This is a genomic window from Geothrix sp. (genome assembly GCF_030219325.1).
Classification (GTDB): domain Bacteria; phylum Acidobacteriota; class Holophagae; order Holophagales; family Holophagaceae; genus Geothrix.
Genome location: NZ_CP126625.1, coordinates 2,158,110 through 2,184,289, shown reverse-complemented (window position 1 = coordinate 2,184,289; position 26,180 = coordinate 2,158,110). Strand labels below are relative to the sequence as shown.

The 26,180-nt window shown below is 58.6% G+C and carries 33 protein-coding genes; 1 reads left to right on the top strand and 32 read right to left on the bottom strand.

Features of this window, described 5'->3' with window-relative positions; translation table 11 throughout:
- Positions 1–29 precede the first annotated feature (29 nt).
- The 30 genes from QOZ81_RS09845 to QOZ81_RS09710 all read right to left on the bottom strand — a co-directional run bounded on the left by QOZ81_RS09845 (position 30) and on the right by QOZ81_RS09710 (position 23,664).
- Positions 30–272 carry a PLDc N-terminal domain-containing protein gene (locus tag QOZ81_RS09845; protein ID WP_291207499.1) on the bottom strand — a complete coding sequence of 81 codons (243 nt, stop codon included), beginning with the start codon at positions 270–272 and terminating at the stop codon, positions 30–32.
- A 121-nt stretch (positions 273–393) separates the two neighbouring features.
- Positions 394–1,062, bottom strand: coding sequence for a methyltransferase (locus QOZ81_RS09840; protein ID WP_291207502.1), 669 nt, complete (start codon positions 1,060–1,062; stop codon positions 394–396).
- Between the two features lie 108 nt (positions 1,063–1,170).
- Positions 1,171–1,881: a hypothetical protein gene (locus QOZ81_RS09835; RefSeq protein ID WP_291207505.1), complete on the bottom strand. Its 711-nt coding sequence runs from the start codon at positions 1,879–1,881 to the stop codon at positions 1,171–1,173.
- Positions 1,882–2,112: 231 nt separating this feature from the next.
- On the bottom strand, positions 2,113–2,616 hold the full coding sequence (locus QOZ81_RS09830) for a hypothetical protein (RefSeq protein ID WP_291207508.1): 504 nt from the start codon (positions 2,614–2,616) through the stop codon (positions 2,113–2,115).
- A gap of 284 nt (positions 2,617–2,900) precedes the next feature.
- On the bottom strand, positions 2,901–3,407 hold the full coding sequence (locus QOZ81_RS09825) for a tetratricopeptide repeat protein (protein WP_291207511.1): 507 nt from the start codon (positions 3,405–3,407) through the stop codon (positions 2,901–2,903).
- A gap of 266 nt (positions 3,408–3,673) precedes the next feature.
- The gene (locus tag QOZ81_RS09820; RefSeq protein WP_291207514.1) at positions 3,674–4,087 is read right to left on the bottom strand and encodes a DUF1398 domain-containing protein; all 414 of its coding nucleotides are present in this window, start codon (positions 4,085–4,087) and stop codon (positions 3,674–3,676) included.
- A gap of 166 nt (positions 4,088–4,253) precedes the next feature.
- Positions 4,254–4,682 (bottom strand): SRPBCC family protein, encoded by a 429-nt coding sequence (locus QOZ81_RS09815; protein ID WP_291207517.1) that lies wholly within the window; start codon positions 4,680–4,682, stop codon positions 4,254–4,256.
- 90 nt (positions 4,683–4,772) lie between these two features.
- Positions 4,773–5,336, bottom strand: a complete 564-nt coding sequence (locus tag QOZ81_RS09810) for a dihydrofolate reductase family protein (protein ID WP_291207520.1) — start codon at positions 5,334–5,336, stop codon at positions 4,773–4,775.
- A gap of 169 nt (positions 5,337–5,505) precedes the next feature.
- Positions 5,506–5,844 (bottom strand): DUF1648 domain-containing protein, encoded by a 339-nt coding sequence (locus QOZ81_RS16795; protein WP_366082956.1) that lies wholly within the window; start codon positions 5,842–5,844, stop codon positions 5,506–5,508.
- Between the two features lie 171 nt (positions 5,845–6,015).
- Complete coding sequence (locus QOZ81_RS09805; protein ID WP_291207523.1) at positions 6,016–6,555, bottom strand: DinB family protein; 540 nt, start codon at positions 6,553–6,555, stop codon at positions 6,016–6,018.
- A gap of 124 nt (positions 6,556–6,679) precedes the next feature.
- The gene (locus QOZ81_RS16790; protein ID WP_366082958.1) at positions 6,680–7,069 is read right to left on the bottom strand and encodes a VOC family protein; all 390 of its coding nucleotides are present in this window, start codon (positions 7,067–7,069) and stop codon (positions 6,680–6,682) included.
- Positions 7,070–7,274: 205 nt separating this feature from the next.
- Positions 7,275–7,730, bottom strand: a complete 456-nt coding sequence (locus tag QOZ81_RS09800) for a hypothetical protein (RefSeq protein ID WP_300714497.1) — start codon at positions 7,728–7,730, stop codon at positions 7,275–7,277.
- Between the two features lie 683 nt (positions 7,731–8,413).
- Positions 8,414–8,926 (bottom strand): YegJ family protein, encoded by a 513-nt coding sequence (locus tag QOZ81_RS09795; protein ID WP_291207529.1) that lies wholly within the window; start codon positions 8,924–8,926, stop codon positions 8,414–8,416.
- Between the two features lie 124 nt (positions 8,927–9,050).
- On the bottom strand, positions 9,051–9,422 hold the full coding sequence (locus QOZ81_RS09790; RefSeq protein ID WP_291207532.1) for a ribonuclease E inhibitor RraB: 372 nt from the start codon (positions 9,420–9,422) through the stop codon (positions 9,051–9,053).
- A gap of 100 nt (positions 9,423–9,522) precedes the next feature.
- Entirely contained in the window at positions 9,523–9,948 is a 426-nt protein-coding gene (locus QOZ81_RS09785) for a hypothetical protein (RefSeq protein ID WP_291207535.1), read from the bottom strand.
- Positions 9,949–10,657: 709 nt separating this feature from the next.
- On the bottom strand, positions 10,658–11,269 hold the full coding sequence (locus QOZ81_RS09780; protein WP_300714494.1) for a CPBP family intramembrane glutamic endopeptidase: 612 nt from the start codon (positions 11,267–11,269) through the stop codon (positions 10,658–10,660).
- A 135-nt stretch (positions 11,270–11,404) separates the two neighbouring features.
- The gene (locus tag QOZ81_RS09775; protein ID WP_300714492.1) at positions 11,405–11,683 is read right to left on the bottom strand and encodes a hypothetical protein; all 279 of its coding nucleotides are present in this window, start codon (positions 11,681–11,683) and stop codon (positions 11,405–11,407) included.
- Between the two features lie 146 nt (positions 11,684–11,829).
- On the bottom strand, positions 11,830–12,279 hold the full coding sequence (locus tag QOZ81_RS09770) for an energy transducer TonB (RefSeq protein ID WP_300714491.1): 450 nt from the start codon (positions 12,277–12,279) through the stop codon (positions 11,830–11,832).
- A gap of 155 nt (positions 12,280–12,434) precedes the next feature.
- A complete protein-coding gene (locus tag QOZ81_RS09765) occupies positions 12,435–13,019 on the bottom strand; it encodes a hypothetical protein (RefSeq protein ID WP_300714489.1) in 585 nt (194 codons plus the stop codon).
- A 1,159-nt stretch (positions 13,020–14,178) separates the two neighbouring features.
- The gene (locus QOZ81_RS09760) at positions 14,179–14,571 is read right to left on the bottom strand and encodes a hypothetical protein (protein WP_300714487.1); all 393 of its coding nucleotides are present in this window, start codon (positions 14,569–14,571) and stop codon (positions 14,179–14,181) included.
- A 203-nt stretch (positions 14,572–14,774) separates the two neighbouring features.
- Entirely contained in the window at positions 14,775–15,119 is a 345-nt protein-coding gene (locus QOZ81_RS09755) for a low molecular weight protein tyrosine phosphatase family protein (protein ID WP_366083092.1), read from the bottom strand.
- 139 nt (positions 15,120–15,258) lie between these two features.
- Positions 15,259–15,546, bottom strand: coding sequence for a hypothetical protein (locus tag QOZ81_RS09750; RefSeq protein WP_291207694.1), 288 nt, complete (start codon positions 15,544–15,546; stop codon positions 15,259–15,261).
- 147 nt (positions 15,547–15,693) lie between these two features.
- Positions 15,694–16,380 carry a hypothetical protein gene (locus tag QOZ81_RS09745; RefSeq protein ID WP_291207697.1) on the bottom strand — a complete coding sequence of 229 codons (687 nt, stop codon included), beginning with the start codon at positions 16,378–16,380 and terminating at the stop codon, positions 15,694–15,696.
- A 153-nt stretch (positions 16,381–16,533) separates the two neighbouring features.
- Entirely contained in the window at positions 16,534–17,055 is a 522-nt protein-coding gene (locus QOZ81_RS09740; protein ID WP_300714482.1) for a hypothetical protein, read from the bottom strand.
- Between the two features lie 167 nt (positions 17,056–17,222).
- Positions 17,223–17,687: a DUF4760 domain-containing protein gene (locus QOZ81_RS09735; RefSeq protein ID WP_300714480.1), complete on the bottom strand. Its 465-nt coding sequence runs from the start codon at positions 17,685–17,687 to the stop codon at positions 17,223–17,225.
- 160 nt (positions 17,688–17,847) lie between these two features.
- The gene (locus QOZ81_RS09730; RefSeq protein ID WP_291198335.1) at positions 17,848–18,657 is read right to left on the bottom strand and encodes a hypothetical protein; all 810 of its coding nucleotides are present in this window, start codon (positions 18,655–18,657) and stop codon (positions 17,848–17,850) included.
- Between the two features lie 697 nt (positions 18,658–19,354).
- Entirely contained in the window at positions 19,355–20,647 is a 1,293-nt protein-coding gene (locus QOZ81_RS09725; RefSeq protein WP_291198338.1) for a dihydroorotase, read from the bottom strand.
- A 119-nt stretch (positions 20,648–20,766) separates the two neighbouring features.
- Positions 20,767–21,159 (bottom strand): GxxExxY protein, encoded by a 393-nt coding sequence (locus tag QOZ81_RS09720; protein WP_291198341.1) that lies wholly within the window; start codon positions 21,157–21,159, stop codon positions 20,767–20,769.
- A 47-nt stretch (positions 21,160–21,206) separates the two neighbouring features.
- The gene (guaB, locus tag QOZ81_RS09715) at positions 21,207–22,667 is read right to left on the bottom strand and encodes an IMP dehydrogenase (RefSeq protein ID WP_291198344.1); all 1,461 of its coding nucleotides are present in this window, start codon (positions 22,665–22,667) and stop codon (positions 21,207–21,209) included.
- Positions 22,668–22,719: 52 nt separating this feature from the next.
- Complete coding sequence (locus QOZ81_RS09710; protein WP_291198347.1) at positions 22,720–23,664, bottom strand: ABC transporter ATP-binding protein; 945 nt, start codon at positions 23,662–23,664, stop codon at positions 22,720–22,722.
- Positions 23,665–23,813: 149 nt separating this feature from the next.
- Between QOZ81_RS09710 and QOZ81_RS09705 the strand changes: the two genes are divergently transcribed.
- On the top strand, positions 23,814–24,047 hold the full coding sequence (locus tag QOZ81_RS09705) for a DUF465 domain-containing protein (protein WP_291198350.1): 234 nt from the start codon (positions 23,814–23,816) through the stop codon (positions 24,045–24,047).
- A gap of 70 nt (positions 24,048–24,117) precedes the next feature.
- On the opposite strand, the gene QOZ81_RS09700 is transcribed toward QOZ81_RS09705, so the two are convergent.
- Positions 24,118–24,810 (bottom strand): hypothetical protein, encoded by a 693-nt coding sequence (locus QOZ81_RS09700; protein ID WP_291198353.1) that lies wholly within the window; start codon positions 24,808–24,810, stop codon positions 24,118–24,120.
- Positions 24,811–24,917: 107 nt separating this feature from the next.
- A complete protein-coding gene (gene hutI / locus QOZ81_RS09695) occupies positions 24,918–26,126 on the bottom strand; it encodes an imidazolonepropionase (protein WP_291198356.1) in 1,209 nt (402 codons plus the stop codon).
- Positions 26,127–26,180: the final 54 nt, after the last annotated feature.

Sequence of the window (26,180 nt, the reverse complement as noted above, 5' to 3'; positions counted from 1 at the left end):
GACCCGGGGTGGACGGTGGGCCCGGCGGCTCACACCACCCACTTCTCACGGTCCGCCGGCCGGGTCTGGCGGGTGCGGCCGGCGATGAGATAGAGCGCGGCGCCGACCGGGCCAAGCAGGACCAGGATGAGGATCCACGCGACCTTGTCGCCATCGGATTTGAAGGAGGCATTGGCGCACTGGACGATCAGGCCCAGCCAGCCGAGGAGCAGGGGCACTCCGACGATGAGGAACAGGACCAGGGCGCTCTGGGATTGGGTCGGCTGGAACATGGGTGCCTTTTGGGGAAGGACGACCGGACGAACGAGGTTAACCGGGGAAGGCGGAGTGCTGGAAGTGAGGGGAAGTCCCTGTCAGTTGACTCCGGGGTGGGCGATGTGGGCCCTGGATCCCTCAGGGCCGGGCCGCTTCCGGTTCGGCCATCAGCAGCCTGTTTTTCGGCGTGATGTCCCCCGGGATCAGCTGCGTGAACACGCGGTATCCCTGGGCTCGCAGTCGGGCCGCCCGGGCCGCGTCCATGGCCAGGGTACCTTCCAGCCAACCCTCAAGGCCGCCGAGATCGGCCGCCTTGAGATCGTGGCAGCAGGGCAGTACCGCCACGCGCGCCCCGGCTGCCACCGCCCGTTCCAGGACCAGGTCGGTCAGTGCACCGCAGGCGTGCACCGAGACGACCAGATCCTCCCGATCGAGCGGCACCGCCCTCAGGTCCGCCTCGAGGTAGCTGACCCGCCCCTGCAGACGCGGCCACGCCGCGCATAGCGAAGCCTCCAGAGCCGCGGCGCTCTTCGGGATCCGCTGATCCACGGCCAACGCCCCGGGCGAGCCATCGTCGAGCAGGAGGAGGACCTGGGCCAGCAGGCCGTGGCCGCAGGCCAGATCCACGATCCGGCCCCCCCTGAACCGGCGCCGCACCCTGCGGGCGACTTCCCAGGCCTCGAACAGCTCCTTGCGCGGCAGGCATCCGGCCCGGCACACCGCCCGGGCGATGGCGTCGAACAGGGTGTCTCCCCCGAACTGGGGGAGGAGGGTCTCGGTGAGCCGATTGCGGGATGAGCGATCCACGACGCGCCTTTCCTCTCCTCGGCCCGGGTGCAGGCGACGCTCAAGTATAGGAACGCGAGGCCCCGGCCAGGATGTGAAGAAGCGCTGTTTCAGGCCAGGAGATCGGGATCAGGCGTTGGCGCCAGGGGCCGGGTGGGACGAAACGTCCTTCACGCCCCGTTGGACCTCTTGGATGGACTTCGTCCAGTCTCCCATCATGAAGGCCGCCAGGGCCGTGAAGACCCAGGCGGCGATGCGGGACCAGAAGGCCTGGTTCGCGCTGGAATCCCGGTCCCGTTCGGCTTCCAGGGACAGCTGTTCATAGGCCTCCCCCAGGGCCACCTCGGCCTGGGCCCAGCGCTCCAGCAGCGCCTGGTTGTCCTGCTGAGGTGTCTCCGGCCTGGATTTCTCCAGCTCCTGGGTCACCGCCTCCACCTGGTGGGCCTTGGCTTCCAGGGCCCGCCTGGTGGCGGCCTCCATGGGAATCTTCGGCAGCAGCTCGTTGAATTTCAGCATGCTGCCGTGCAGTGCCTTGCCTTCCGCTGCGAAGCTGCGGGACAGGTCATCCGCCACCGCCCTGGCGATCTGGGCCTCGGAAAGCTCCCCCGTGGTCTGGATCTGGCGGAGCTCGATCCGGGCCAGGCGATCGACCACCTGCCGCTGCTCGATCTCCTGCTCTTCCCGCTGCTCCTGGTGATTCTCCTCGATCAGGACCTTCCGCGCATTCCGGGAGCGCTCCTCCAGACTGGTCGCCAGCTGGTCTTTCAGGAACCAGGGCACCACGACCAGGGCGAAGGTCATCACCTTCCATGCATGGCTGCCTTTCCCGAAGACGTTCATCCGTGCTCCTTGTGGGTGGGCGTTGCTGAAGGAGGACAGGTTAACTGGTTGAGCCTGAGTCTGCGTTGAAGATTGATTTGATGCCCTGAGGCTTTGGAGAGCATCCGCTGGCCTGACGAAGCTGGCCGGGCTTGCCTGCTCCGGGGCACTGGGCGAAGCCGGGATGGCGAGGTGCCGAGTGGGAACGGAAGGCAATGCCGGCGGGGTCCGAGCTGGGCGGAGGGCCCGGCCTCACTTCCGGCTTCGAAACAGGCCAGGCCGGATGCCGCGCGCCAACTGAATGGCCCACGCCGGAACAGCGACCGCATTGAGCAGAGAGACGCAGGCATAAACCACGACTGCGGGCATGAACCAAGCCCGCTCCTCCCACTCGGGAGGTATCCCGAAGAGCCTCTTCCCCAGGTACAAGAGAAGCCATGGCCACACCATGAGAAACGGCACGGCGACAAATGCCGTGAAGTAGGTGCTGAGGACTTCGGGAAACCGGATCGGCAACCTCGCGCTGATCAGGGAGATGTCCGTCCGCGCGCCATGGCCCACCAGGGCCGCGGCAACCTCCTTTGCCGAGGCCGTGAGCATCTCGCGATCGAAGTCGGTGATGGGCGTCAGGCGGTAGCGTCCAAGCGGTGCGATCGGAAGGAAGAAGAGCGTGATCCACTTGGTTGCGGTCGACGCTGGTGTGGCCCGTCCGCGCCAGCCGTAGAACATGGTGCCGCACCCGTTCACGGTGCTCAAAGGAACCTCCGGTCCACTGGTGGTCGTCGCGGATGAGTCGTGAGGCCCGACGAAAGAAGCCCACCGGCGAGGCCGGCACCGAGACCGTGAGCGGAGTCGGGGAAGCGGGAAGCTGAGAGAGAGCGAAAGGCATGGCAGGCGGTGTCGGGCAGATGGCCCATTGGAAAACCATGTGGGTGCTGTCGAGATGGAACACCGGGGAAAGGGTGCTAAGGCAATCGAAGCGACCGGAATGCGAGCAAGAAGGTCGATGGCAGCAGGGCTGGAAAAGTCGCCACGCCGAGCTATTTCGCAGGTTCGGACTGTAGTTCGCTCAATCGCGTCCTCGCCTGTTCAGCAAATGCTGATGTTGGGAATTTCCTGCTGATGACCGTGTAGGACAGCTTGGCGGTCATCTTATCGCCGAGAACCTCATAGCATCCACCCGCCTTATACAGCGCCTCTGCAGCGCGGGGGGCATCGCCGTAGTCCTGGTAGAAGCGGCTGTACTCAGCGAGTGCCATCTCGGTGTCTCCCTTGCCGCGATACGACTCGGCCAGGCCCCACTGGAGATCCTCCATTCGCGGGTGCTTCGGGAACTTCTTCATGTTGGCGAGGAAGAGATCCACCGCCTTGGCATAGTTTGCAGCCAGTAGGGCCGTTGCGGCGAGCTTGTAGGCAGCCTCGGGGTCCTTGGGCAACGTCGCCGTTTTCTGCCGCCGGGGGGGCGCGATGGTGGCCCCAGTGCCGGCGGAGATCGGGCCAACCAGGAGCACAGCGGCGAGAAATGCACGAGTCGTGAATCCAGGCATGAAGCCTCCTTTTCCGGCTGCAGCCTGTACTGTCAGCAGCCGCGGTTGAGCAATGGGAAAGTGACGTGGTACAGCCGAGTTGCACATCCATACACAAGAGAGGGAGGCTACGTCTATGCTTCTTGGTTGAGTGTTGGTGCCAACCGGGCAAGGCTGACCGGCGCCGCCTGAGCCGAGGCGATGAGCATAGCTGAAGAAGCAGGAAGCTGAGAGAGAGCAGAAGGCAAGGCAGGCTTGGGGTACGACCTCAGCTTCTGTCGCCCGGGCTAGATCTCGACTTCAGGGTAGGTTTCAACGTACGCTTCATCACCAACACCATGGTAGGTGCAGGTTCGTCCAATAAGGTCGACGTCATACTTGACGACGCCGGCGTTCCAACTGGCCTGCAAAAACTCCGGGAAGGTGCTGCGACCAGATTGATCCGTCCGCAAAGCCGCAACCAGCGCTTCGCGGTTGAACGGAGGCACATCGGCCATGCCCTCGATCAGCGGTGTTCCCAGAACCGTGACGGGACCCAGCTTGGTCAGGTAGACGCTTTGGCATGCTGGCAAATACCAGAGGTTTCTTGTTACTCCAGCCCTTCGGAGGGTTTCGGCCAAATAAGGGAACCCTCCTATGCTCGGGCGTCCAGCCATTCCTCGCTGCTGGGCCGCCATCAAATTCTCAGTGGCATCACTCACGATGTCTCCTTTCCATGGATCTGAGGCTTGAGGAAAACAGCCAAGTGGCCACGCCTGCGCCGAGATGATGGGCGAAGCCGGGATAGTGAGATGTTGAGGAAGAGCGGGGCAATGCAGGCGCGGTCCGGGTTGAGCGGAGGGTTCGGCGATGACAGACCCGGATTGATCAATCGCCGACGTGGATTTTGATGTCATTAGGGGTGGCCTTGCCGCTGCCGGATTCAAGCCAGTCCCGCAGACTCAAAAGGAAGGTGGCCCATTTGGTGCTGCAGTGATGCATGAATTCAACGGGCTCTTTCCAGCCAGAATGCGTGAATAGGATGAAGGTCTGCCCTTCCTTCCATTCCAGCCGGAAGAATACGCCTGTGTTGACCCATTCATCGGGACCCGACGTGCATGTCCAGTGGACAAGAGAGTCTGCGGTGGACTCAATGACCTTCATTTGGCAGAAGCCGAAGTCGATCAGTTCGCCAAGTCCGGTATTCCATTTGGTCTCACCGACCCACCAGTGTCGCAGCCCATCAATCGTCGTCAACGCACTGAAGACCTTGGCAGGAGAGGCATCAATTCCAACGCGATGAAGAATGTCCGGCATGTTGCACTCCTTTCCCGCAGGGGGTCCAGGATATTCGGTGAATCGCCGAACGGACATGGTTAGGCCGTACAGAGCTGCAGCTTGGACACGTCAACGGTGATGTCCGTCCGGCGAGTCGGGGGATGATGCAGGGACGTAGGTCAACCTGATGACATCCTCGCCCATTAGGTCCTGAGTGATGAGGCGGAGCGGCGGCCGGGGCCCGGCGAAAAATGGCTTGCCGTGACCGAGCACAACGGGGTGCAGGTAGATTCGATACTCATCGATCAGGCCGAGTTCGGTGAGGCTGTGCGCCAGGTTCGGGCCGGCAACTTCGATCTCCCCGTCGCGCTCGGCCTTCAACTCGCGGATCGCGACCTCAAGGTCATTCCCGACAAGCCTGGCGTTGGGGCCGACGGACTTCAACGAGCGCGAGACGACCCATTTCGGCTGAGCCCGCCATGCTGCCGCGAAGGCGTGTTCCTCTTCATCCCATTCAGGATGATCGTCGTCCCAGTACCGCATGACCTCATACATCCGGCGGCCGTAAACGCTGCCCGCCTGTCTCCGGGCCTCCTCGACGAAGTGGTGGAAGAGCGTGGGGCCTGGTGCAAACGCCAAATGGTCGACGTAGCCGTCCAGAGACTGGTTCATTCCGAATACAAGCCTGGCCATGCCACCCCCTTTTCTCACGCAGCACATTCGTGCTGTTTTGGGCATCGTTGATGACAGCGACATTGCGAGATGTGAAGTCTAACGAAGGAGGGAAGCGGGAAGCGGAGAGAGAACGGAAGGCAATGCAGGCGGGGTCCGCATTGAGCTAAGGGTTAGGCCATGGATTACCTTAGCCTACCAAGTTGAACCACACGAACCCGTTAATGAAGGCAAAAACGAGACCCATGGAAATGAACAAGAGAATGACGGCTGGCTTCGCGCGATCTGGCCTCGTGTAGGCCACAAGATAGCCAACAGCTGTGAACACCAAGAGCATGAAGAAGAGAAAGCCCAATGAGAAGGTCCGGGCGCCGTCTGGCGACGCCCAACTATTGGGACGACCACTTACGTCGTAGTGCATGGCAATCTGTGCCGGTAGGTGCTTCCAGCAAAGCGAGTAATTCAGCGAAGTCAGCGGTAGAGCCAGCCACAATAACCACAATCGTTTGGCGTACGAGCCTGTTTCCATGTCCTGCCCTCCCCTACGCCTGTTGATTTGTTTCCTCGGGAGCTGATGTGTTGGGTGAGGCCCAATGACTGCAGGAAGCGGAACGAAGAGAAAGAGCGGGAGACAGTGCAGGCGGGGTCCGAGTTGAGCGGAGGGTTAGGCCAAGATCGACCTTGCCCGTTATTGAGTCGGTTAATGCTGACGGTCCTTCAAAATCGATAGGTAATTCGCCCAAGGTCCTACAGAGCTGGCACAAACCTTTGCCATCGTACGCGCAATTTGCCCAAGGTGGTCGAGGTCATGGACAACCCACGTTGCCAATAACTGCGCCAACGTTACGTCACCGAGTTCCGGGTGCAGTCCAACGCGATCAAGGTCAGCGTTCGTAAGGTTCATTCCGAGCAGAACAGCAACATTGTCTCGTCGAAGCTCGGCAAAGGTCGTGAGCAACTCTGATAGAGGCTTGCCACGGCTTTGGGTGAATTGCGCAGTTCGATCAAATGGCTCAAATGGTTGTGTCTCTCCCGACAAGATGTGCCGGGCTCGGGGAATCCAATTAACTCGTTCGCCGTAGATGAGATGACCGATGACGTCGTATGGGGACCAAGTATTGTCCCCTTCGGTGGCCGTTACCCAGGTCTCAGACAGCCCTTCGAGTAGCGTTGCGAGACTGGTTGGCGTTCGATCAAGCACCGCCACAATTTCATCAAGAGAAGGTTTGGATGGGTTCATGCCAACCATTCTACTGCTGATGGATTTGGGGAGTGAAGCCTCGTCTCGGGCTCTTGGGAATGGCCTATCGAGTGAAGTTAGGCGATTCCGAAAAGCTTAGATTACTAGAAGGGCAAACTGATATTCACATAGGGCGGTAGAACTGGAGCCCGTTTCCATCTGGATCGAGGAGGTGGAATTCACGAGTACCCCACGCAGTGTTGCCAGGGATTAGCCAAGGGCTATCGCTTGAAGCCTGGTATTTGAATACACCACGCTTATAAAGGTATTCGTAGAAACCATCAACGTCCTCGACGAGGAATCTGTATGTCGGGCGATCTACGGCGGTAGCCCACTGACTTTCGTCCTGCCATTGAAGGTGAAGTTCGACACTGTCTTTGGTGACTACTGCGTATGTTGGATTGTCGATGAGGTTTTGAAAGACCAATGAGAAGCCCAGTGTTTCGTAGAACCGAACTGACGTAGCAACATTCCTAGACATTAGGACCGGATGGACAGCCCGGAGTATTGTCATGAGTGGTCTCCGACACAGGGGATGGAGATGCGGCCTTTGTGACGCCTAACGAATGTGGCTAATCGGCCACGCCTGCACCGAGGCGATGAACGAAGCCGAGGAAGCGGGAAGATGAGAGAGAGCGGAAGGCAATGCAGGCGGGGTCCGAGTGCAGCGGAGGGTTAGGCTGACCTGGCCACGACAGGAAGGTGATGCCTGAGAAGAGCTACTCACTCGCAGGACCAAGGAAAATTTGACTCACTTTGCCTTTGCTGAATTGGAAAATCAGACCGCCATAAACTGAACCTGCAACAAATGAGGTTCCTAACTCAGAATCCTCCTTGTTCTGTTGGCTTTTGTATAGCTTGATTACATCTTGTTCACTACTTCCAAGGTGAATACCGCGTTTCGTAGCCAAGGTACATGGGCTTGTAATGCGGATTGACGCGATTATCTGTGCACCTGATTTGGATGGGGATACGAGGTAGATCTTGACGCCCAACGATTGGAAATCTAGCAGCTGGTAGTAGTTTCCATCGGCTTCCCATAGTTCGATAGGACCGGAAACGGGTGTACCAGCAAGAACATGAAGAACGTCCTTTCGAGGCATGCCAATCCTTAATGCCCCAATTCTTTCAGAGTGCATAAACTTAAAATTATCTTCACCCGCCAGAGCGGTCACGGCGACGGTTGCGGTTATTAGAGCTCTGATGGAATAGCAGACCAACATTTGGGAAGCCAAACGGAAGAAGCTAAGCAGCCACGCCCGCGCCGAGGCGACGAGCGGAGCCGAGGAAGCGAGTGGTTGAGAGAGAGCGAAAGGCAATGCAGGCGGGGTCCGACTTGAGCGGAGGGTTAGGCCAGCCCGAGCCTGGCTGATAGTTCTGCAGCCACATGTTTTGCGGCGTAACAGCGAAAGCGGAAAGAACCATGTTGATGGGTAACGACTACGATACCAGTGAACCAACCGAATTCTCGATGTATGGAATGGATCTGATTGACTGGGATTTCAAATGGTTCAAGCCCATCGTGGAATGCCTCGTTCAGCTGGTTTGCCCTAAACACCAACGCAGAATCGGAGCATTCAACGGAACCACCGACCCACAACCCACTCCACATTTTAGAAAGGCGCCCCACTTCCCGAAGTGCCGCACCTCCAACAAGGTGTGATGGTGTGGCGTTAGGAATGAACGCATTCACGATTTTTCGGAAGGGCGCGTGACTGTTCATTGGGTGGCCTAACGAAGGAAGCTAAGCGGCCACGCCTGCGCCGAGAAGACGAGCGGAGCCGAGATAGCGAAATGCTGAGAGAGAACGGAAGACAATGCAGGCGGGGTCCGAGTTGAGCGGAGGGTTAGGCCGACGCTAATCAAGTCGAAGGCGCATGGAATTTAACTGAGCTGCGCGTTCGGATGGAGGAAGCTTGTCTAATAATACTCTCAAGGTAAATCCGCCCCGAAGAAGACCGTTCTCAAGAAACATCCAATCTGAGATGGCCGACTCATTGGCAGAGACTCGCTGACCCAATTTGAAATTCTTCAAATCCACGGGCTCGTTGCCAATACTTCCGTAAATTTGTCCATCCTTGAACTCGGGGTTAGAGAGCCAGATGTGTTCAAATTTCTCGGGGCCATATGAGAAGGCAACCTTGACCGAGAAGTCGGTGGCGTTTGCAGGTGGTTTGACCAAATTCTGTTTGAATGTTGAGAGTGTGGATCGGGCTTTCAGAATGGCAGCATTCATCGCCTGATCATCAGGGGCGACGTAAGCCATATCAGGTTCACCGCTACGTTTGACAATTTGACCAGCCTTTGGCTTGCAAGCTGTGAAGGCCGTTGCGAACAGGAGGAATGATAGAAGTATGTGATTGGTGGGCATGAAGAGGCCTAACGAATGAAGCTAAGCGGCCACGCCTGCGCCGAGACGATGAGCGGAGCCGAGATAGCAAATTGTTGAGAGAGAGCGGAAAGCAATGCAGGCGGGGTCCGACTTGAGCGGAGGGTTAGGTGGCTGGGACTGGCCCGACATCCATGCCATCGTAGGTGAGCAATCCATATTTTTGGGCAAATGCTTCAAGAAACACATTCCGATCAAACAAGGTTACAGGTGTATGTGCTTCGACGCGTTCCACATGAAGCCAATAGGAATCCTCGCCATCAGATGGGTAGATCTCGACGAACCTGTAACCTAGGTCTTCGAGTGCGTAGGCTGCTTGATTCAATTTCTCTTCATCACGGTCCGTGAAGAAGTAGCCCCAAAGCAAAACCCCCTCGGCATTCAAGGCCGGGTTGGAACGCATGTCAGAGAACATGTCTTCCAGTTGGGAGATTGGGATCATCAGGAAGCCACCTAACGAATGAAGCTCACCGGCCACGCCTGCACCGAGGCGCTGAACGAAGCCGAGGAAGCAGGGAGATGAGAGAGAGCGGAAGACAATGCAGGCGGGGTCCGAGTGCAGCGGAGGGTTAGGCCGATCATACGATGGAGGAGTTTGCTGGAAGCCTGGTGAGAGGCGATAAGCGACAGAATACTAGTGCCCCGATCAGCACTGGTGCCAGCCCGATCAACATGACCTTGACTGAGAGTGGGGTTAGCACCGCAATCCAGCCAAAGACAGACCCAATGAGGATGGCTAATGACCGGCGGAAATGGCGATGGGAAATCGCAATATGGACAATTGGGCCAACTACAAGACCAACGATCATTGCCACAGGACACAGCACCGTGAGAACAAAAGGATTGACCAGTGGTTCAAGGAACGGGCCTTTACGAGATGCATCACTCGCAGGTAAAGAGAACCAAAGCAATGCGACGAAGAGAACACCGGCAATAAAACTACAACCCACGCTGAAAAACATGGTGGCTGGAAGCGGAAGAGGGTTTTCGTCTGGATGGCGCATGAGGCCTAACGGATGAAGCTAAGCGGCCACGCCTGCACCGAGACGATGAGCGGAGCCGGGATAGCGAAATGCTGAGAGAGAGCGGAAGGCAATGCAGGCGGGGTCCGACTTGAGCGGAGGGTTAGGTGGCCCACGCGCAGACTACAACTAGGGAGTCATAGAACACTGGAGCGAATCTAATACGAGCAACTCGTTTTGGACCGTGAACCTGAACGTGCAGTTTGAAATATCTTCGTCGTTTGATCGAGTGATTTTGAGTTCACAGTGCTTAATGCCATTGGTGATCGTGGTTTGCCCAACAATTCGATTCTGACCTACGCCAAAGTAGGCTAGATGCACGCTGAGAATATCTAGGATTTTGGCAGACCCTTTCTGACCGAAATTACCGCAACAATGGGAACCAGGTGGGAGAGCCGAATTCGAGGCGGCTAGGAGATATCGAAGGACAGCTTGCGTTTCCTTTGGATTTGATTCATCGGCCTTCGGACGCGCCGTTAGAAAAGAGCAGCAAAGGGTCAAGGCCGGAATCAGGTATTGAACCCTCATTTGTAGACTCCTATTGGCGGGCCACCTAACGAAAGAAGCTAACCGGCCACGCCTGCACCGAGGCACTGAGCGGAGCCGAGGAAGCGAAATGAAGAGAAAGAGCGAAGGACAATGCAGGCGGGGTCCGAGTTGAGCGAGAGGTTAGGCATTGGCCGGACGCTCCTTACTTTAATGACGAAGTGAATGCTTGTGTTAAGCCATTTACGAGAGCGTGAGCGATCATGCTTGGCAGAATTGAACGGGTTTTCCATGCAGCGATACCGAAAACAAAGCCCATGAACAGAGTGCTACCCCAATTTGCATATAACCCTGGTCGAGCATAATAGGCGTGGCAAACAAAAAATAATAAAGCCTGAACCACTAGAATGACCCAGTCCGGTCGACCTTGCCGTTTTAGATATCCCCAGAGCAGTCCACGAAAAAAGGGTTCTTCAGCGGTGGCAGCAACAAAAAATTGAATTATCGGCAGAAAAATAATCTGAAGGTACCATCCTTGATCCAATACTGGCGCAACCCCATGAAATTCCCATCGAATCCAGATGTTGGCCCCAGCAGCTGCGACTCCTAATGCGCCGCCCCATATCCATAAATGAGACCTACTTGGAATTTCGAGATGGAAAGCGATTCGTTCAGGCCAAACCAACTTGATCGCAAAGTAGGTTGTGATGCCTGTCGAAATGATATAAATCCAAAACACATGTGGAAGAAATACGGAAAATCGGAGCACCAGCAATACGAGAAGGAACAGCTCCAATTTTCGGTCACGCCTCTTCATGGAATGCCTAACGAATGAAGCTCACCGGCCACGCCTGCACCGAGACGGTGAACGAAGCCGAGTTAGCAAGAAGTTGAGAGAGAGCGGGAGGTAATGCAGGCGGGGTCCGAGTGCAGCGGAGGGTTAGGCCGATGCTCATGATTGAACGGCTTGGAATTGAAGCCATTCTGGAAGATCTAGAGCCAAATCGAAGAAGTCATCGACGTAGATCAGGCCGAGGCCTTGCAGCCTTGAGATGAATTCATTGCAGGCTTCAGGGCCGAAGCTGGGGCCAAAGGAGATTAGACTATCGCTCTCGCCAAGAGGCTGGTCGGTCTCGAAGACACGGAAAAGATCGCTCCGAGTGAGCCCGTGGGCAGCCAGTGCGGCCTGCCGGATTACGATGCCGTGCTGGAATGAAACCGGGATGGGCATTCGGGAGGCCTAACGAATGAAGCTCACCGGCCCCGCCTGCACCGAGACGATGAACGAAGCCGAGTTAGCAAAAAGTTGAGAGAGAGCGAAAGGCAATGCAGGCGGGGTCCGAGTGCAGCGGAGGGTTAGGCCGTGCCGAATATTCTTCATTTGAATGAATCCGAGGTGATCGGTGGCGAGGTGAACTTAGATTCAATGACAATTCTAAGCTGATCATCATTGGTGACTTTGTATGTTGTCTCAATGCATGTCTCAGAGAGTTTGAACTGGATTGCCACCCGGATATTCTTTTGGAGTTTTTCAGGGAACCGCCATTGTGCGGCTGCTTTGAGCACAGAGGCGCGAAGCTGCTCCATACCCTTACAAAAATGGACATTATTAACATTGCCTTGAAAATCAGTATTGATCAGTATTTCGACCGTATTTTCAATATGAGCGATTCGAGCCAGGCTTGGGTATTCAGGGAAAGTGAATGCCTTAAAATCTGGTGTGGAAACCTTTGTGGTGTTTGCAGCCAGACAGGGATCGACCGACTGTGCGCTCACCTGGAGGATTGAACAACACATCAGAAGAAGGAATAGCCCGGATGACTTCATGGGACACCGATTCTATGGAAAGGCCTAACGGATGAAGCTAAGCGGCCACGCCTGCACCGAGGAGACGAGCGGAGCCGTGATAGCAAAATGTTGAGAGAGAGCGGAAGGCAATGCAGGCGGGGTCCGACTTGAGCGGAGGGTTAGGGCGAACCGGGCTATTTGAACCGTGATAAGGCTTGGGTAATCGAAATCGAGTATGGAACATCCTTCTCCAGCCCATCGATGACCACAGTTCTTGTTCCAAGGATTCTGTCTCCATCGACTCGCAGTTGATAGTTTGTTGAGTCAGTTCCAATTCTAGAATATTTCAAATCGGACAGTCTCAATACGACGAAACCGTATTGATCCCTGGTATCACTTCCCATGTCGTAGTAAGTGATCAACAAGAAATTTGGGTTGATCAACCCCAAAAGGCTGTAGCTCTGGAACCGCCGCCCCAAGTTGACTTGAGCATTCCTATTCTTATCAAGAACGAAGATGACGTCGCTTTCGCTGTCAGCAATAAAGCTCAAACAAAGGTAGCTTGAATTCTCGAAAGACTCCTTCAAGTGAAGCCCCATTTCAGGGTTTTCTACGCCGATAATGAATGTTTTCTTCCGACCATGAATCGTTGAAATCAATTTGGCCGTCCCCGAAGGGTTAATCAACCAGGGTGTGATGTGTTCTGCCGAGGGCTGTGATCCATGTAGGTCAACATGGAACCAGGCTGATAGCAGAAAAAGCGTGATCAAAATTCGCATGGTGCTTTCTGAAGCATGACGTGAGCCCTAACGAAGGAAGCTAACCGGATCCCGCCGCGGCTGAAACGCTCGGTGGAGCGGCTAGATGGAATTACCAGGGAGAAGGACCCGGCCGCTTGCGGCGGGGTCCGGGTTGAGCGGAAGGTTAGGCAGGGCGTAGCGTTGGATTGAGCGTGGAAACGAGCAACTGAGGCATTGGTAGCTTGCGTAGGGACGAAGCATACCGCCAGGTGGTGTTGGGCTGAAGGAGAATGCCCTTGGAGTGGCCGAACCGTATTGAAAATGCCGCTGAACGGGATTCGGGGTGCCCACCCCGGCAGGACTGAACCAGAGCCGCTGGGCGGAGCAGACGATGGATGGTGTTTTGCGGCGCGCCAGAATGAGCGACTGCGTTGAGAAGAAACCTTACGGGGCGATCAAAGAGCCGAGAGGCGGAATTCAAAGCGAAACCGTTTGAGAGGAGGCCACGGCAGAGGCCTAACGGAAGAAGCTAAGCGGCCCCGCCTGCGCCGAGGCGACGGCCGGATCCGGGATAGCAAAATGTTGAGAGAGAGCGAAAGGTAATGCAGGCGGGGTCCGACTTGAGCGGAGGGTTAGGCAGCGGCGAAGACTCATGGTTCCGGGATTGCCGGGATTGAATTTCTAAACCAAATAAGGGCCTTAGCGAATGTGTACGGTTTCTCACTGATTACAATTTGTTGGAATTCGCCTTTGGTCCTCAGAATCGATTCGGAGGTAAGTTTATGGCTTGCCAGATCGCGGTTTAAATGAAAGTAAGCTACCGCTTCCTTCCCATCCTTATCGTATTGAATTTCAAAGATGTATTCCAAGTCAGCAGATCTGAAAAGACTAATCCCGACGTGATCACATGAACTCACTTCAGACAAGGCCATTCTGAAAGCCCTAGCCCAGATTTGTAAGTCAGGGGTTATAGGCTCGGGAGGCGTAATTCCATGGAGGGAAAGGCAACAAAATAGGAATGAAAATGCAATACATCTAGGTGTTCGCATCCATCCGTCCTTTCATGTGCGATAGTGCGCTGCCTAACGAATGAAGCTCACCGGCCACGCCTGCACCGAGACGGTGAACGAAGCCGAGTTAGCGAGATGTTGAGAGAGAGCGAAAGGCAATGCAGGCGGGGTCCGAGTGCAGCGGAGGGTTAGGTGGCCTCGGGCAGGAAGTTTAACCAGTGAGGCGCATCAAGGATCTTGACCTCAACTTGGTAGTCGATCTCTGGGCCAAAGTCAGACGAGAAATCGACGATGTGGATGTTGCTTAATGATAGCGCCTGGCCTGACTCATGCCTGATCTCGAACTGAAGTTTTCGGACGGCCTCGCGATAGGTGGACAGTTTCGTAAGATCAGCCACACCTTTCTGAGCCTGCTGGCTGGTGTCTGGTGATGCTTCACCAAAGAGTTGAAAGATAGGACGGACTTCCTCGTACCCAGGAGAGGGATGAAATTCACCAGTGAGAATGCCCATTCCTAGATCGACACCCTCAAGATCGGAATGACCGATCACGGTTCCATTACAGAGGATTGCGAACCGCATGGGCGGGCCACCTAACGAATGTGGCTAACCGGCCACGCCTGCACCGAGGCGATGAACGAAGCCGAGAAAGCAGGGAGATGAGAGAGAACGGGAGGCAATGCAGGTGGGGTCCGAGTTGATGAGCGGAGCCGAGATAGCGAGATGCTGAGAGAGAGCGGAAGGCAATGCAGGCGGGGTCCGACTTGAGCGAGGGGTTAGGCCCATCATGACGGCTCACCACCATATCGCGCCAGGAATGGACTGACTTTCTCTTCAAGGAGACGGACCAGCATTGGATCCATGTATTCGAACAAATCCGGGATATCGAGACAAATGACACGTTGATCGGTGAGAAAGGTTTTGAATTTCTTGGAGAGCTTATTGCGGTGAGACTTTTCCATTACGAACACAACATCCGCCCATTCGAGGAGGTCACTCGACAGCGGATTTACGGCGTCGGGGTTCAATCCAGCTGACGCAACCTCGACACCAGGTCGACCAAAGAAGATTTTCTCCGCGGTTGGGCTTCGGAGTCGATTCTGGCTGCAGATGAAGAGGACGTGTTTCAACGGAGATGGGCCTAACGAATCAGGCTAACCGGCACCGCCTGCACCGAGGCGCTGAGCGAAGCCGTGATAGCGAAATGCTGAGAGAGAACGAAAGGCAATGCAGGCGGGGTCCGAGTTGAGCCAAGGGTTAGGCCGATGTTCATTTTGTTGCACTTGCCGTTGCCGGAAGAGTATTGCGGAATGCTTGAGGAAGCTCTGAAAGCTCAGTGAAGATCACCTGATCAGACCATTTCTGGGTAACTGCTGACATGGAACTAATTTTGAGAAAGGCCTTGCCATCCTTTTGCCCAAGGTAGGAGATCGCTTTAACGCTTTGGGGCTGGCCAACCCATTTGTATTGGGCCATGAACTCATCGGAGGAGACATGCTTGGCATCGGCACAGGCGATGAGGATAAGGGCGGGAATGAGTGCAGCTGTCTGTTTCAAGCGGGAGGCCTAACGAATGAAGCTAAGCGGCCACGCCTGCACCGAGGCGATGAGCGGAGCCGGGATAGCGAAATGCTGAGAGAGAGCGGAGGGCAATGCAGGCGGGGTCCGACTTGAGCGGAGGGTTAGGCCAGCCTGGGCAGGCGATCAGAGAGAGAAACCAAAGAATTGAGCAATGCCTTGAATATAAGGTAATGCGATTGGACCGATTGTTAGAGACAGGTCGAACATTGATTTGATGAGATCGATTTTCTCTTTCACCCGAGACAGAACTGCCTCTGATTTTGGTTTCTCGGCAAGTTGACCGACGCGTTCAATCGCCAGTAACAATTCCTCTTTGTCAGTCTCATCAAGAGCCATTTTCTCCGCCAGGTCGCGCAATTGACCGAGCTGTTGATGAATTTCAATGGATCCTATTGAGACTGACTGTGAACTATTTGAGGAAGCCACTTGAATACCGCCATAGTTCGGGCCATGGATGATCACTTGAGCAGTGCTTGGGGTTGGTGGATGAATTGTGCGAGCGGCAGTGATTTTTTCGACCTTTGCCTCGAAGTATGCGAGTAGATCCCCATGGATGTGATCTTCGGTTTCCACGACTCGCCAGAGATCATTTGAACCCTTCTGTTGAAGGACATCATTCGGTTCGATATCGAGATGATCAGAAAATTGAAACATCACCATGTGCGGTTTTCCCTTCTCGTTGTTCTTAAGCCCTTTGACTTCTGCTGAGTTTTGTCTGGGCGTGTCCCAGTGTTTGTGGATTATCACTGTCCCACCTGCGGCTCTCAGGAGTGCTAAGAACCCTTGTTTAATCGAATATCCGATGCTCATAGCGATCCTTTAATTGGTGGCCTAACGAATGAAGCTAAGCGGCCACGCCTGCACCGAGGCGACTAGCGGAGCCGAGATAGCGAAATGCTGAGAGAGAGCGGAAGGCAATGCAGGCGGGGTCCGACTTGAGCGCAGGGTTAGGCGCACGGGCCACTAGAAATCGATCTTGCAACCAGGGAGTGACTTCTTAATTGTCGCTTTGGCTGATTCGGAGAACTGTTTGGATTGTGGTAAGTATAGGTAGGTCAACTTCTTGCGCTGGCTTAGCAGATCTAGAGACGTATCAGAAAGCCTGGGCGCATTGCTGAGCATCAATTCCCGGAGGCTCGGCAAAGCAGAGAGCACTCGGATGCTCTGGTCAGAAAGACGACTACCGTTATCAATAACCACCTGGCGAAGCTTTGGTAGCTTCGATAGGTAGGATATTCCCTCATCTGAAATATCAGCGTATGGACTTACGAACAGGTAGTCCAGGTCTGGAAAGCGTTCTGCAATCAGTCGAAGCTCCTGATCGTGGATGTGGATTGCCCGTATGTCCTGCTGTGTGACTGGTAGTTTCTCGATCTGAGCTTTCGTACTGACTGCGGGTGGCCAGGACCCTGTGAAACAACTCGAAAATGCAAGTGCGGCCGTAATCGGCAGCAGCCTGAATATCGAAATTGGTGGTTTCTTCATGCCAACCTCGAAGAAGCGGATCTCATTCGGTGCGCCTAACGAAAGAAGCTAAGCGGCCACGCCTGCACCGAGGCGATGAGCGGAGCCGAGATAGCGAGCTGCTGAGAGAGAACGGAAGGCAATGCAGGCGGGGTCCGACTTGAGCGAGGGGTTAGGCCGTTAGAAGTTCAAAATTTAAACTCTCGGTTGTCGAATTTGAATTCGCGTTCACGAATTTTCATATCCATCACGAATGCGCGAAATAATGCCCAATAGTGGCTATCGCGATTAATGTTAGTCCAAAAATATTTGCACTCCCAACATCGCAGTGCGTAGTAACCAAACATGTAATGAGCCAACTGTTTGCGAATTAAACCGGAATTGACAAATAATGCAATTTCTTCAAAAAAACCAAGTAAATCTCGTTTTGATTTAAACTCCATTTCAGCAAGCTTCGGATCATTCATGTCAATTAAAGAACATAGTTCAAGAAATTCTTCATTCTCTTTGAAACGTTTTCGCAAGGCGATAAAGTGTTCAGCACGTTTTTGGGCCCCTTGTATTGTGTATTCAGCCACAGCCTTAACAAGAGTACCAAGGGCTATGATTGTTCCACCAATCGTGGCGATATCCTTCCAGGTATCAAGCGCCATAGTGAACTCCTAATGGAACGGCCTAACGAATGAAGCTAAGCGGCCACGCCTGCATCGAGGCGACGGGCGGAGCCGAGATAGCGAAATGCTGAGAGAGAACGGAAGGCAATGCAGGCGGGGTCCGACTTGAGCGGAGGGTTAGGCATGACAGGGATAGCGCTCATTTCGCGGTTTTCAGTGATTGGATAAGTTCTGTGAATGATTGGAGCGTAGGGAAAAAGGAGTTATCAGAATACTTATTGAGTGTCTGCTCTGCTCGGGTGAAATACGATTCAACGATTGGAGAGGCAGCTGATTCAAGCCCTGGAGCAGGCAAAGGCAAACTCGCATGAGTGATCGGGACCTCGATTGAAATATAAAACCGTTGATCACGACTGATGCCTTCAAATTTATAGTAGAGGCGGTCGTTATCTAGTTGAGTAGCCTCCTGGAGGCAGGTCGAGATGTACTGCAGGCCCACACACCAAGGTGTCTCGATGATTGCCGCCTTGGCGTGGATGGACTGAATGCAGTCTCCTTGATTCCAGTCGGGGAGATCGTGATTCACTGAAACCTTAAAATTCTTGGTCTTCAGAATGGTTTCGAGACTCTGGCGGTTTTTGTAGAAATATGGATATGCCGCTGCGTAATCCTTTACCGTTCTATCCTTCAACGGAATGAACCTGATTGAAGCCCCGTCGTGCCGCCATTTGGGCGAAGCTTTCAGGAATGCTGGTGCAATCGGAACTAGCGAGAACTTGGTCCGTTCGGGGGCAATGCCATCCGGGAAGTCTGTACCGTTTTCTTCATGCGTCAGTCTGGGTTCTACCTGAACAGAGTGGCCAGAATAGTAGGCTTTGTTATAGATAAGGGTGAACCCATGACCTGTTGCTTGAATTCGGTCGCTTGGGAGAGGTTGAGCAACTACCAATCCGGAATGAGCTAGAAGGACCAGTGAGGATACTTTGCAGATGGAACGAAGAACGCTCATTGGGATTCCCTTTGAATACTAAGTTACCTTACAGGCATGCCTAACGAAGGAAGCTAACCGGCCCCGCCTGCACCGAGGTGACGAGCGGAGCCGAGGAAGCAAGGACAAGAGAAAGAGCGGGAGACAGTGCAGGCGGGGTCCGAGTTGAGCGGAGGGTTAGGCGCATAGACGGATCATAGGACTAGGAAAAGCCACATACCAAAAAACATTGCAGCAAAGCCAAGAATGACAAACCCGAAAGAACGCGTATTGTCCTTCACTTTGCCGTAGCGTTTGCCTAGATTCCACACATGGAGGAAGGGTGAGCTAGGGAATAGAACATAAGCGCCACCGAAAACAGCGAGTCCGAGCGAAATGAAAAGGAAACCGGTTGGGCTTGGCGACATGAAGAGCGCCTAACTAGTAATTAGACGAACTGGCTGGGGAGGGGGTGAGTTCGCCTATTCAGGGGGGAAGTGGGTGATGGTCGAGTTCGGTTCGTGAGGGTTTAGGCGAACTGCGGGGGCGGGTTTGGCGGGGGGTGGAAATGGCTAAGGTGATGTACCCCATTCGAATAGGTACGGTGAGCCCGTCCGCAGTTTACTGCAATAGGCGAACTGCAGAGACGGGTCGCCGGGGCAGGTTGAACCTGGATAGGCAGACTAAAAAAAGACGGACGAGGGGCGGGTGGGGGCCAGACGCCGGTGGGCCACTGCGGTCAACCCCACACACGCTTGCCGGCGACCCAGGTGCCGAGGATCTGGCCGGGGAGGTTCCAGCCCTTGAAGGGGGTGTTGAAGGACTTGGACTGGATGAAGGCGCGGTCGACCTGGACCTTCTGGTTCGGGTCGAAGAGGACGAAGTCGGCGGGGGCGCCGGGCTTCAGGCTGCCGAGGCCCTGCCTGTCGAGGTGGAAGGCCCTGGCGGGCTCCCAGGCCAGCAGGCTGATGGCCTTGGCCAGGCTGATGACCTGGCGGTTCACCAGCAGCTCCAGGGTGAGGGGCAGGGCGGTCTCCAGGCCGATGACGCCGAAGGCGGCGATGGGCAGCTCCACCTCCTTGTCATCCCAGCCATGGGGCGCGTGGTCCGTGGCGATGGCGTCCACGGTGCCGTCCGCGATGGCTTCCAGCAAGGCCTGGATGTCGGTCTCGGTGCGCAGGGGCGGGTTCATCTTGTAGTCGCTGTCGAACTTCATCAGCTCCTTGTCTGACAGGGCGAAGTGGTGGGGCGTGACCTCGCAGGTGACGGCGAGGCCGCGGGCCTTGGCCTCGCGCACCATGCGCATGGAGCCGGCCGTGCTGAGGTGGGCCAGGTGCAGGTGGCCGCCCGTGTGCTCGGCCAGCACGATGTCCCGGGCCACCATGGCTTCTTCGGCCGCCGCGGGAATGCCCAGGCACCCCAGCGAGGCGCTCACGGCCCCCTCGTGCATGTAGCCCTTGCCGGCCAGATCCTTGTCCTCTTCGTGGGCCACCACAGGCACTTCCAGCCAGCGGGTGTATTCCAGGGCCCGGCGCATGAGGGAGGCGTTCGTGATGGGCAGGCCGTCGTCCGAGAAGGCCACGCAGCCCGCGGCCTTGAGGGTGCCCATGTCCGCCAGCTCCTCGCCCTTCATCTCGCGGCTCACCGTGCCAATGGGGAAGTAGCGGCAGAGGTCGGCCTTGGCGGCCCGCGTGAGCATCATCTCCGTGATGGCCACGCTGTCGTTCACGGGCTTGGTGTTGGCCATGGCGCAGACGGAGGTGAAGCCCCCGGCCACCGCCGCCCGGCTGCCGGTCTCGATGCTCTCCTTGCGCGTCTGGCCCGGCTCGCGGAAGTGCACGTGCAGGTCCACGAAACCCGGGCACAACACCGCCCCGCCGCCGTCGAGCACCTCGATGTCCTCGCGCTTCGGGATCGCCGCCGCGTCCGTCGCGATCGCCTCCACCTTCCCGTCCACCACGAGCAGCACGCCAGGACCATCGAGGTTCTGGGCCGGGTCGACCAGACGGACATTCTTCACGAGCAGGGACATGGGGGACTCCGGGATCTGGAACTCGGGCAGACCACTGACGCTTCAAGATAAAAGAAGAACACCGATGAACACCGATAAAAGCTGATGAACACCGAAAAAAGCAACAGCGTGTGAAAAGGCTAGCGGGAGATACGTTTGATCTGGGGCTTGGGCAGGCCAAAGTTGATCAGCAGACAGGTAGACAGACCGGTGGCTCTCAGGTAGTTGAGGCACTGCGCGGTGTGGACAGCCTCCAGGGCCTGGCAGGCCTTCAATTCGATAAGGAGCCGGCCCTCGACAACCAAATCGGCGATGTAGCTGCCCACCACCTGCCCCTCATAGGAAACGGTGATGGGGACCTGCTGCTCGAAGGTAAGCCCGGCCGCCTGCAGTTCCATGGCCAAGGCATTTTCGTACACCTTTTCCAGGAACCCCGATCCAAGTCCATTGGCCACCTTGAACACCAACCCGATCACGACCTCCGTCAGCGGATCATGATCCGGCCTCAAGTTCTTATCTTGATCAGTGTTCATCAGCTTTTTTCGGTGTTCATCGGTGTTCCGTTTTTTGCTTTTTGGCCTTACTCCATCCGGTAGTTCGGCGCTTCCTTGGTGATCATCACGTCGTGGGCGTGGCTTTCGCGCAGGCCGGAGCCGCTGATCTCCACGAAGGTGGCCTTCTCCTGGAAGTCGGCGATGCTCTTGCCGCCGCTGAGGCCCATGCCCGCGCGCAGGCCGCCCATGAGCTGGGTGACCAGGTCGCCCATCTTGCCCTTGTAGGGCACTTGGCCCTCGATGCCCTCGGGCACGAGCTTGGTGTCGTCCTTGCCTTCCTGGAAGTAGCGGTCCTTGCTGCCCTGCTTCATGGCGCCCAGGCTACCCATGCCGCGGTAGGCCTTGAAGGTGCGGCCGCCGTAGAAGATGGTCTCGCCCGGGGCCTCGTCGGTGCCGGCGAAGAGGCTGCCGATCATCACGGCGCTGGCACCCGCGGCGATGGCCTTGGCCACGTCGCCGCTGAACTTGATGCCGCCATCGGCGATGCAGGGCACCCCGGCCTCGCGGCAGGCCCGGCTGGCCTCGGCCACGGCCGTGATCTGGGGCATGCCCGCGCCGGTGACGATGCGGGTGGTGCAGATCGATCCGGGCCCGATGCCGATCTTCACGGCGTCGGCGCCGGCGCTGCAGAGGTCCTTCGCGCCCTGGTAGGTGGCCACGTTGCCGGCGATGAGGGACACGCCGGGGTAGGCCTTCTTCAGGGCCTTCACGGCGTCCAGCACGCCCTGGCTGTGGCCGTGGGAGCTGTCCAGGCAGAGCACGTCCACCTGGGCCTCCACCAGGGCGGCGGCGCGGTCCAGCAGGTCCTTGCCCACGCCCAGGGCGGCGCCCACGCGCAGGCGGCCGAAGCCGTCCTTGCAGGCGTTGGGGTACTCGATGGACTTCTCGATGTCCTTGACGGTGATGAGGCCCTTGAGCTGGCCCTGGCCGTCCACTACCAGCAGCTTCTCGATGCGGTGCTTCTGCAGGATGGCGCGGGCCTCCTGCAGCGTGGTGCCCACGGGCACGGTGACCAGGTTGTCCTTGGTCATGGCCTCGCGCACGGGGATGTCCCAGCGGGTCTCGAAGCGCAGGTCGCGGTTGGTGAGGATGCCCACCAGCTTGTGGCCCTCCACCACGGGCACGCCGCTGATGCGGAACTTGGCCATGAGGGCCTCGGCCTCGCGGATGGGGGCGTCGGGCTCGATGGTGATGGGGTCGGTGATCATGCCCGATTCCGAGCGCTTCACCTTGTCCACCTCCTCGGCTTGGCGCTCGGGGCTGAGGTTCTTGTGGACGATGCCGATGCCACCCAGCTGGGCCAGGGCGATGGCCATGCGGCTCTCGGTCACGGTGTCCATGGCCGCCGAGAGCAGGGGGATGCGCAGGGTGATGTCGCGGGTGAGGCGGGTGCCCAGGTCCACCTGGTTGGGGTGGAGCTCCGAGTAGCCCGGCACCAGCAGGACGTCGTCAAAAGTCAGGGCGCGCGGCAGGGGCAAGGTCAGCATGGGGATTCCAGGATCCGGACCCGCGGCCTGCGGGACCTTGCAGCCCATGGTCTCACGGCCCCGGGGCCGCTTCCACCCTCAGGGGATGCCGGCAGCGCAAACCCTCCGCCACCGGGCCCTGCCAGGGCCCCCAGGTGGCGCAGTCGGTCTGCGTCCGCTCACAGCGGAGCTGGAAGGGGCAGCCGGCCGGGCGTTCCTGGGGCGCGGGCAGGAAGCCGGCATCCGGGGAGGGCAGGTGCCGGGCGGCCTGCAGCAGGCGGGCCGTGTAGGGATGCCGGGGCGCTGTGAGCAGCCGTCCCACGGGGCCGGCCTCCATGGCCGCGCCGCCATACAGCACCAGCAGGCGCTCGCAGACCTGCGAGGCCACGGCCAGGTCGTGGGTGATCCACAGGAAGCCCAGGCCCCGCTCCCGCTGGAGCTCTTGCATCAGTTCCAGGAAGTCCCGCTGCACCAGGGGATCCAGGGCCGTGGTGGGCTCGTCCAGCACCAGCAGTTCCGGATCGCAGGAGAGGGCCATGGCCAGGCAGAGCCGCTGCCGCTGCCCGCCGCTGAGCTGGTGGGGGAAGCGGGCCAGGAAGGCGCCGTCGCCGGGCAGCCGCAGGCGCTCCAGCAGGGGACCCAGCCGCCGCAGGGCCGTGGCCGGGGTCTCCTTCCGGTGGATGCCCGGCAGCAGGGCCAGGTGCTCCCCCAGGGTGAGCAGCGGGTTCAGGGCCCCCAGGGGGTCCTGGGGCACCCAGGCCAGGCGGGCGCCGCGGATGGCGTCCCGGGCCGGGCCCGGCCGGTCCAGGCGGCTCCCGAAGGCGTTCAGGGCTCCGCCGGACTGGACCACGCCCGGCGGCAGCACGCCGAACAGGGCCCGGGCCAGCAGGCTCTTGCCCGATCCGCTCTCCCCGGCCAGACCCAGGCGTTCTCCGGGGGCCAGGGCGAGGCTCAGGGGCCCCAGCAGGCGCACCCCATCCGCCCGCTGCAGGACCAGTTCCTCGACGACCAGGCTCATGCCCCGAGGATTGCATGGAAGTAGTGGTTGTCAAAGGAGTTCCAAAGTGCCTTCAGATAGGCCTTGACGCCTTCCGGGGCGGTCCTACCCTTGGTCCACCCGATCACCCCGCGGAACCTGAACCGGTCCCGCCATGGCATGGAGGAGTCATGGATTTCCTGCGCCCAGAACTTCAGGAGCGCCTGATGAAGGAACACTTCGAATTCCGCAAGCTCATGGAAGAACACAAGTCCGCGGACTCGCGGCTCGGTGATCTCCAGAAGAAGCCCAGCCTCTCCGCCAAGGAATCCCTGGAAGAGGTGGAGCTGAAGAAGATCAAGCTGCGCGCCAAGGAACGCATCTATCACATCGTGCAGGAGGCCTCCAAGCGAGCCGACCAGTAGGCCACCGCACACACAGGAGAAGCCCCGGGAATCGGCCCGGGGCTTCGTTTTTCCAGGAACGGGGTCCGCTCTAGAAGGTGACGCCCGCGAAGAAACTGAAAGCGGATTGCGGGGCCAGCCCGCGGCGCATGTCCTCGGCATCCACGTACTGGGTGGTCGAGTAGGTCTTCACCTTCTTGCGGATCAGGGCCACCGAGCCCTCGACGCCGACCTGCGGCTTGATGCGCGCCGAGACGGGGAGCGTGAAGGTGAGCGCAGCCCGGGCCCAGGGGCGGTCGTAGATGGTGGTCTCGGAGTAGCCCTCCGCCACCACCACGCCGGCGGGCATGAAGGCGGTGAGCCGCTCGACGCGGAGATCCAGGCCCGCGCTGAGGGCCACGGCGGGGCCCAGCTTGAGCGCGTAGCTGACGCCGGGTCCCCACCAGCCGTACTCGAATCCCTCCTGGGTGAAGTCGGCGGTCAGGGTCGGGCTGACCGGCCCGCTGTAGGTGAGGGCGCTCTTCTTCTTCGCCCGCACCGCCAGCTCGACGTTCCAGGTGGCCGCCTCGTCGATGCCGAGGGAGAGGCGCAGGCCCCAGGAGGTCTGGTCCTTGGGCTGGTCTTCCGTGGTGTAGGTCTGGCCCCCTTCGACCACGAAGAGCACCGGGCTCTTGTTGAAGGAGGTCCGCTCGCCGAACAGCTGGACCTTGGCCCGGGGTGCGTCTTCGGCCACCAGGGGCGCGGAACAGAGGGTGGCGAGAAGGGCGAGGGGGGTCAGCCGCATGGGTGCTCCAGGAAGAGCGACCATCTTAGCCGGGGAGCTTGAGGTCATCTATCACAAGCCCTGGATCCGGTGTTTCCATGGGCGGGCTGGCCCGCGCTTGGGCGGAATCAGTCCGGCAGGCACCTCGGGCGATGGGGCTCTCCCACCCAGTACACCAGCTCCAGCAGCTCTTCCACGTCCCACAGCAGCACCTCTGCGCGGGCCCCGGGGTGCAGGTGACCCAGGTCGCCGTGGCGCAGGCTGCGGGCGGCGTGGAGGGTCATGGCCGTGAAGGCCTCCTCGAAGGTCATGCGCAGCTGCAGGCAGCCCAGGCGCAGGATGGTGAGCGGATCCACGCAGGGGCACGACCCGGGATTGAAGTCCGTGGCCAGGGCCACGCGGCAGCCCGCCTCGATCATCTTCCGGGCCGGCGCCCAGTCCCGCATGCCCAGGAACAGCGTGGTGCCCGGCAGCAGTACGGGGGTGACGTCGGCTTTGGCCATGGCCTGCATGCCTGCGTCGCTGCAGAACATCAGGTGGTCGGCGCTGGCGGCGCCCACCTCCGCGGCCAGCTCCGCGCCGCCGGTCCAGGTGAGCTCGTCGGCGTGGACGCGGGGGATGAGGCCCAGGCGCTGGCCCGCCTCGAAGATGCGGCGGCCTTGGTCGGCGCTGAACACGCCGGTCTCCACGAACACGTCGCAGAAGCGCGCCACGCCGGGATGGCGGCGCACCAGCTCCGGCAGCCAGTCCTCGGCCACGGCCCGGGCATTGGCCTCGGCATCGCCGCCGAACTCCGGCGCCAGGTCGTGGGCGGGCAGCAGCGTCACGTCGAGGCTCCAGCCGCGCCGCTTCAGCTCGGCGTAAGCGGCCGTGAGGCGGGACTCGGCCTCCAGTTCCAGGCCGTAGCCGGTCTTGCACTCGAGATGCACCACGCCGCGCTGGCGGAAGGCCCGCAGGCGGGATTCCCCCGAGGCCACCAGCTCCTCCACGGTGGCGCCGCGGGTGGCGCGCACGGTCTCGCGGATGCCTCCGCCCTCGGCGGCGATCTGCTGGTAGCTCACGCCGGCGAGCCGCCGGTTGAACTCGCCCGAGCGGTTGCCACCGAAGAGCAGGTGCGTGTGGGGATCCACGAAACCCGGCGTGGCCCAGGCGCCGCCGCCATCGACCTGGGGCGCGTCGGCCCAGGCCGCGGGCAGGTCCGCACGACGGCCCAGCCAGGCCACCCGGCCGCCCTCCAGGGCCAGGGCCGCGTCCGGGATGCGGTCCACCGCCCAGGTCCGGGCGGGATCGGGGGTCAGCAGACCCCGGAGGTTCACGAGCACGCGACGATCCGACATGTGATCAGTCTGCCACCGAACCAGACTGTAAAAAATCACGCGGAGGTCCCTTGC

Coding starts and splice junctions, on each gene's coding strand:
- QOZ81_RS09845 (WP_291207499.1), bottom strand. CDS start 272: ATGTTCCAGCCGACCCAATCCCAGAGCGCCCTGGTCCTGTTCCTCATC.
- QOZ81_RS09835 (WP_291207505.1), bottom strand. CDS start 1,881: ATGAACGTCTTCGGGAAAGGCAGCCATGCATGGAAGGTGATGACCTTC.
- QOZ81_RS09825 (WP_291207511.1), bottom strand. CDS start 3,407: ATGCCTGGATTCACGACTCGTGCATTTCTCGCCGCTGTGCTCCTGGTT.
- QOZ81_RS09815 (WP_291207517.1), bottom strand. CDS start 4,682: ATGCCGGACATTCTTCATCGCGTTGGAATTGATGCCTCTCCTGCCAAG.
- QOZ81_RS09810 (WP_291207520.1), bottom strand. CDS start 5,336: ATGGCCAGGCTTGTATTCGGAATGAACCAGTCTCTGGACGGCTACGTC.
- QOZ81_RS16795 (WP_366082956.1), bottom strand. CDS start 5,844: ATGGAAACAGGCTCGTACGCCAAACGATTGTGGTTATTGTGGCTGGCT.
- QOZ81_RS09805 (WP_291207523.1), bottom strand. CDS start 6,555: ATGAACCCATCCAAACCTTCTCTTGATGAAATTGTGGCGGTGCTTGAT.
- QOZ81_RS16790 (WP_366082958.1), bottom strand. CDS start 7,069: ATGACAATACTCCGGGCTGTCCATCCGGTCCTAATGTCTAGGAATGTT.
- QOZ81_RS09795 (WP_291207529.1), bottom strand. CDS start 8,926: ATGCCCACCAATCACATACTTCTATCATTCCTCCTGTTCGCAACGGCC.
- QOZ81_RS09785 (WP_291207535.1), bottom strand. CDS start 9,948: ATGCGCCATCCAGACGAAAACCCTCTTCCGCTTCCAGCCACCATGTTT.
- QOZ81_RS09780 (WP_300714494.1), bottom strand. CDS start 11,269: ATGAAGAGGCGTGACCGAAAATTGGAGCTGTTCCTTCTCGTATTGCTG.
- QOZ81_RS09775 (WP_300714492.1), bottom strand. CDS start 11,683: ATGCCCATCCCGGTTTCATTCCAGCACGGCATCGTAATCCGGCAGGCC.
- QOZ81_RS09770 (WP_300714491.1), bottom strand. CDS start 12,279: ATGAAGTCATCCGGGCTATTCCTTCTTCTGATGTGTTGTTCAATCCTC.
- QOZ81_RS09765 (WP_300714489.1), bottom strand. CDS start 13,019: ATGCGAATTTTGATCACGCTTTTTCTGCTATCAGCCTGGTTCCATGTT.
- QOZ81_RS09760 (WP_300714487.1), bottom strand. CDS start 14,571: ATGCGGTTCGCAATCCTCTGTAATGGAACCGTGATCGGTCATTCCGAT.
- QOZ81_RS09745 (WP_291207697.1), bottom strand. CDS start 16,380: ATGAGCATCGGATATTCGATTAAACAAGGGTTCTTAGCACTCCTGAGA.
- QOZ81_RS09740 (WP_300714482.1), bottom strand. CDS start 17,055: ATGAAGAAACCACCAATTTCGATATTCAGGCTGCTGCCGATTACGGCC.
- QOZ81_RS09735 (WP_300714480.1), bottom strand. CDS start 17,687: ATGGCGCTTGATACCTGGAAGGATATCGCCACGATTGGTGGAACAATC.
- QOZ81_RS09730 (WP_291198335.1), bottom strand. CDS start 18,657: ATGAGCGTTCTTCGTTCCATCTGCAAAGTATCCTCACTGGTCCTTCTA.
- QOZ81_RS09725 (WP_291198338.1), bottom strand. CDS start 20,647: ATGTCCCTGCTCGTGAAGAATGTCCGTCTGGTCGACCCGGCCCAGAAC.
- QOZ81_RS09720 (WP_291198341.1), bottom strand. CDS start 21,159: ATGAACACTGATCAAGATAAGAACTTGAGGCCGGATCATGATCCGCTG.
- guaB (WP_291198344.1), bottom strand. CDS start 22,667: ATGCTGACCTTGCCCCTGCCGCGCGCCCTGACTTTTGACGACGTCCTG.
- QOZ81_RS09710 (WP_291198347.1), bottom strand. CDS start 23,664: ATGAGCCTGGTCGTCGAGGAACTGGTCCTGCAGCGGGCGGATGGGGTG.
- QOZ81_RS09705 (WP_291198350.1), top strand. CDS start 23,814: ATGGATTTCCTGCGCCCAGAACTTCAGGAGCGCCTGATGAAGGAACAC.
- QOZ81_RS09700 (WP_291198353.1), bottom strand. CDS start 24,810: ATGCGGCTGACCCCCCTCGCCCTTCTCGCCACCCTCTGTTCCGCGCCC.
- hutI (WP_291198356.1), bottom strand. CDS start 26,126: ATGTCGGATCGTCGCGTGCTCGTGAACCTCCGGGGTCTGCTGACCCCC.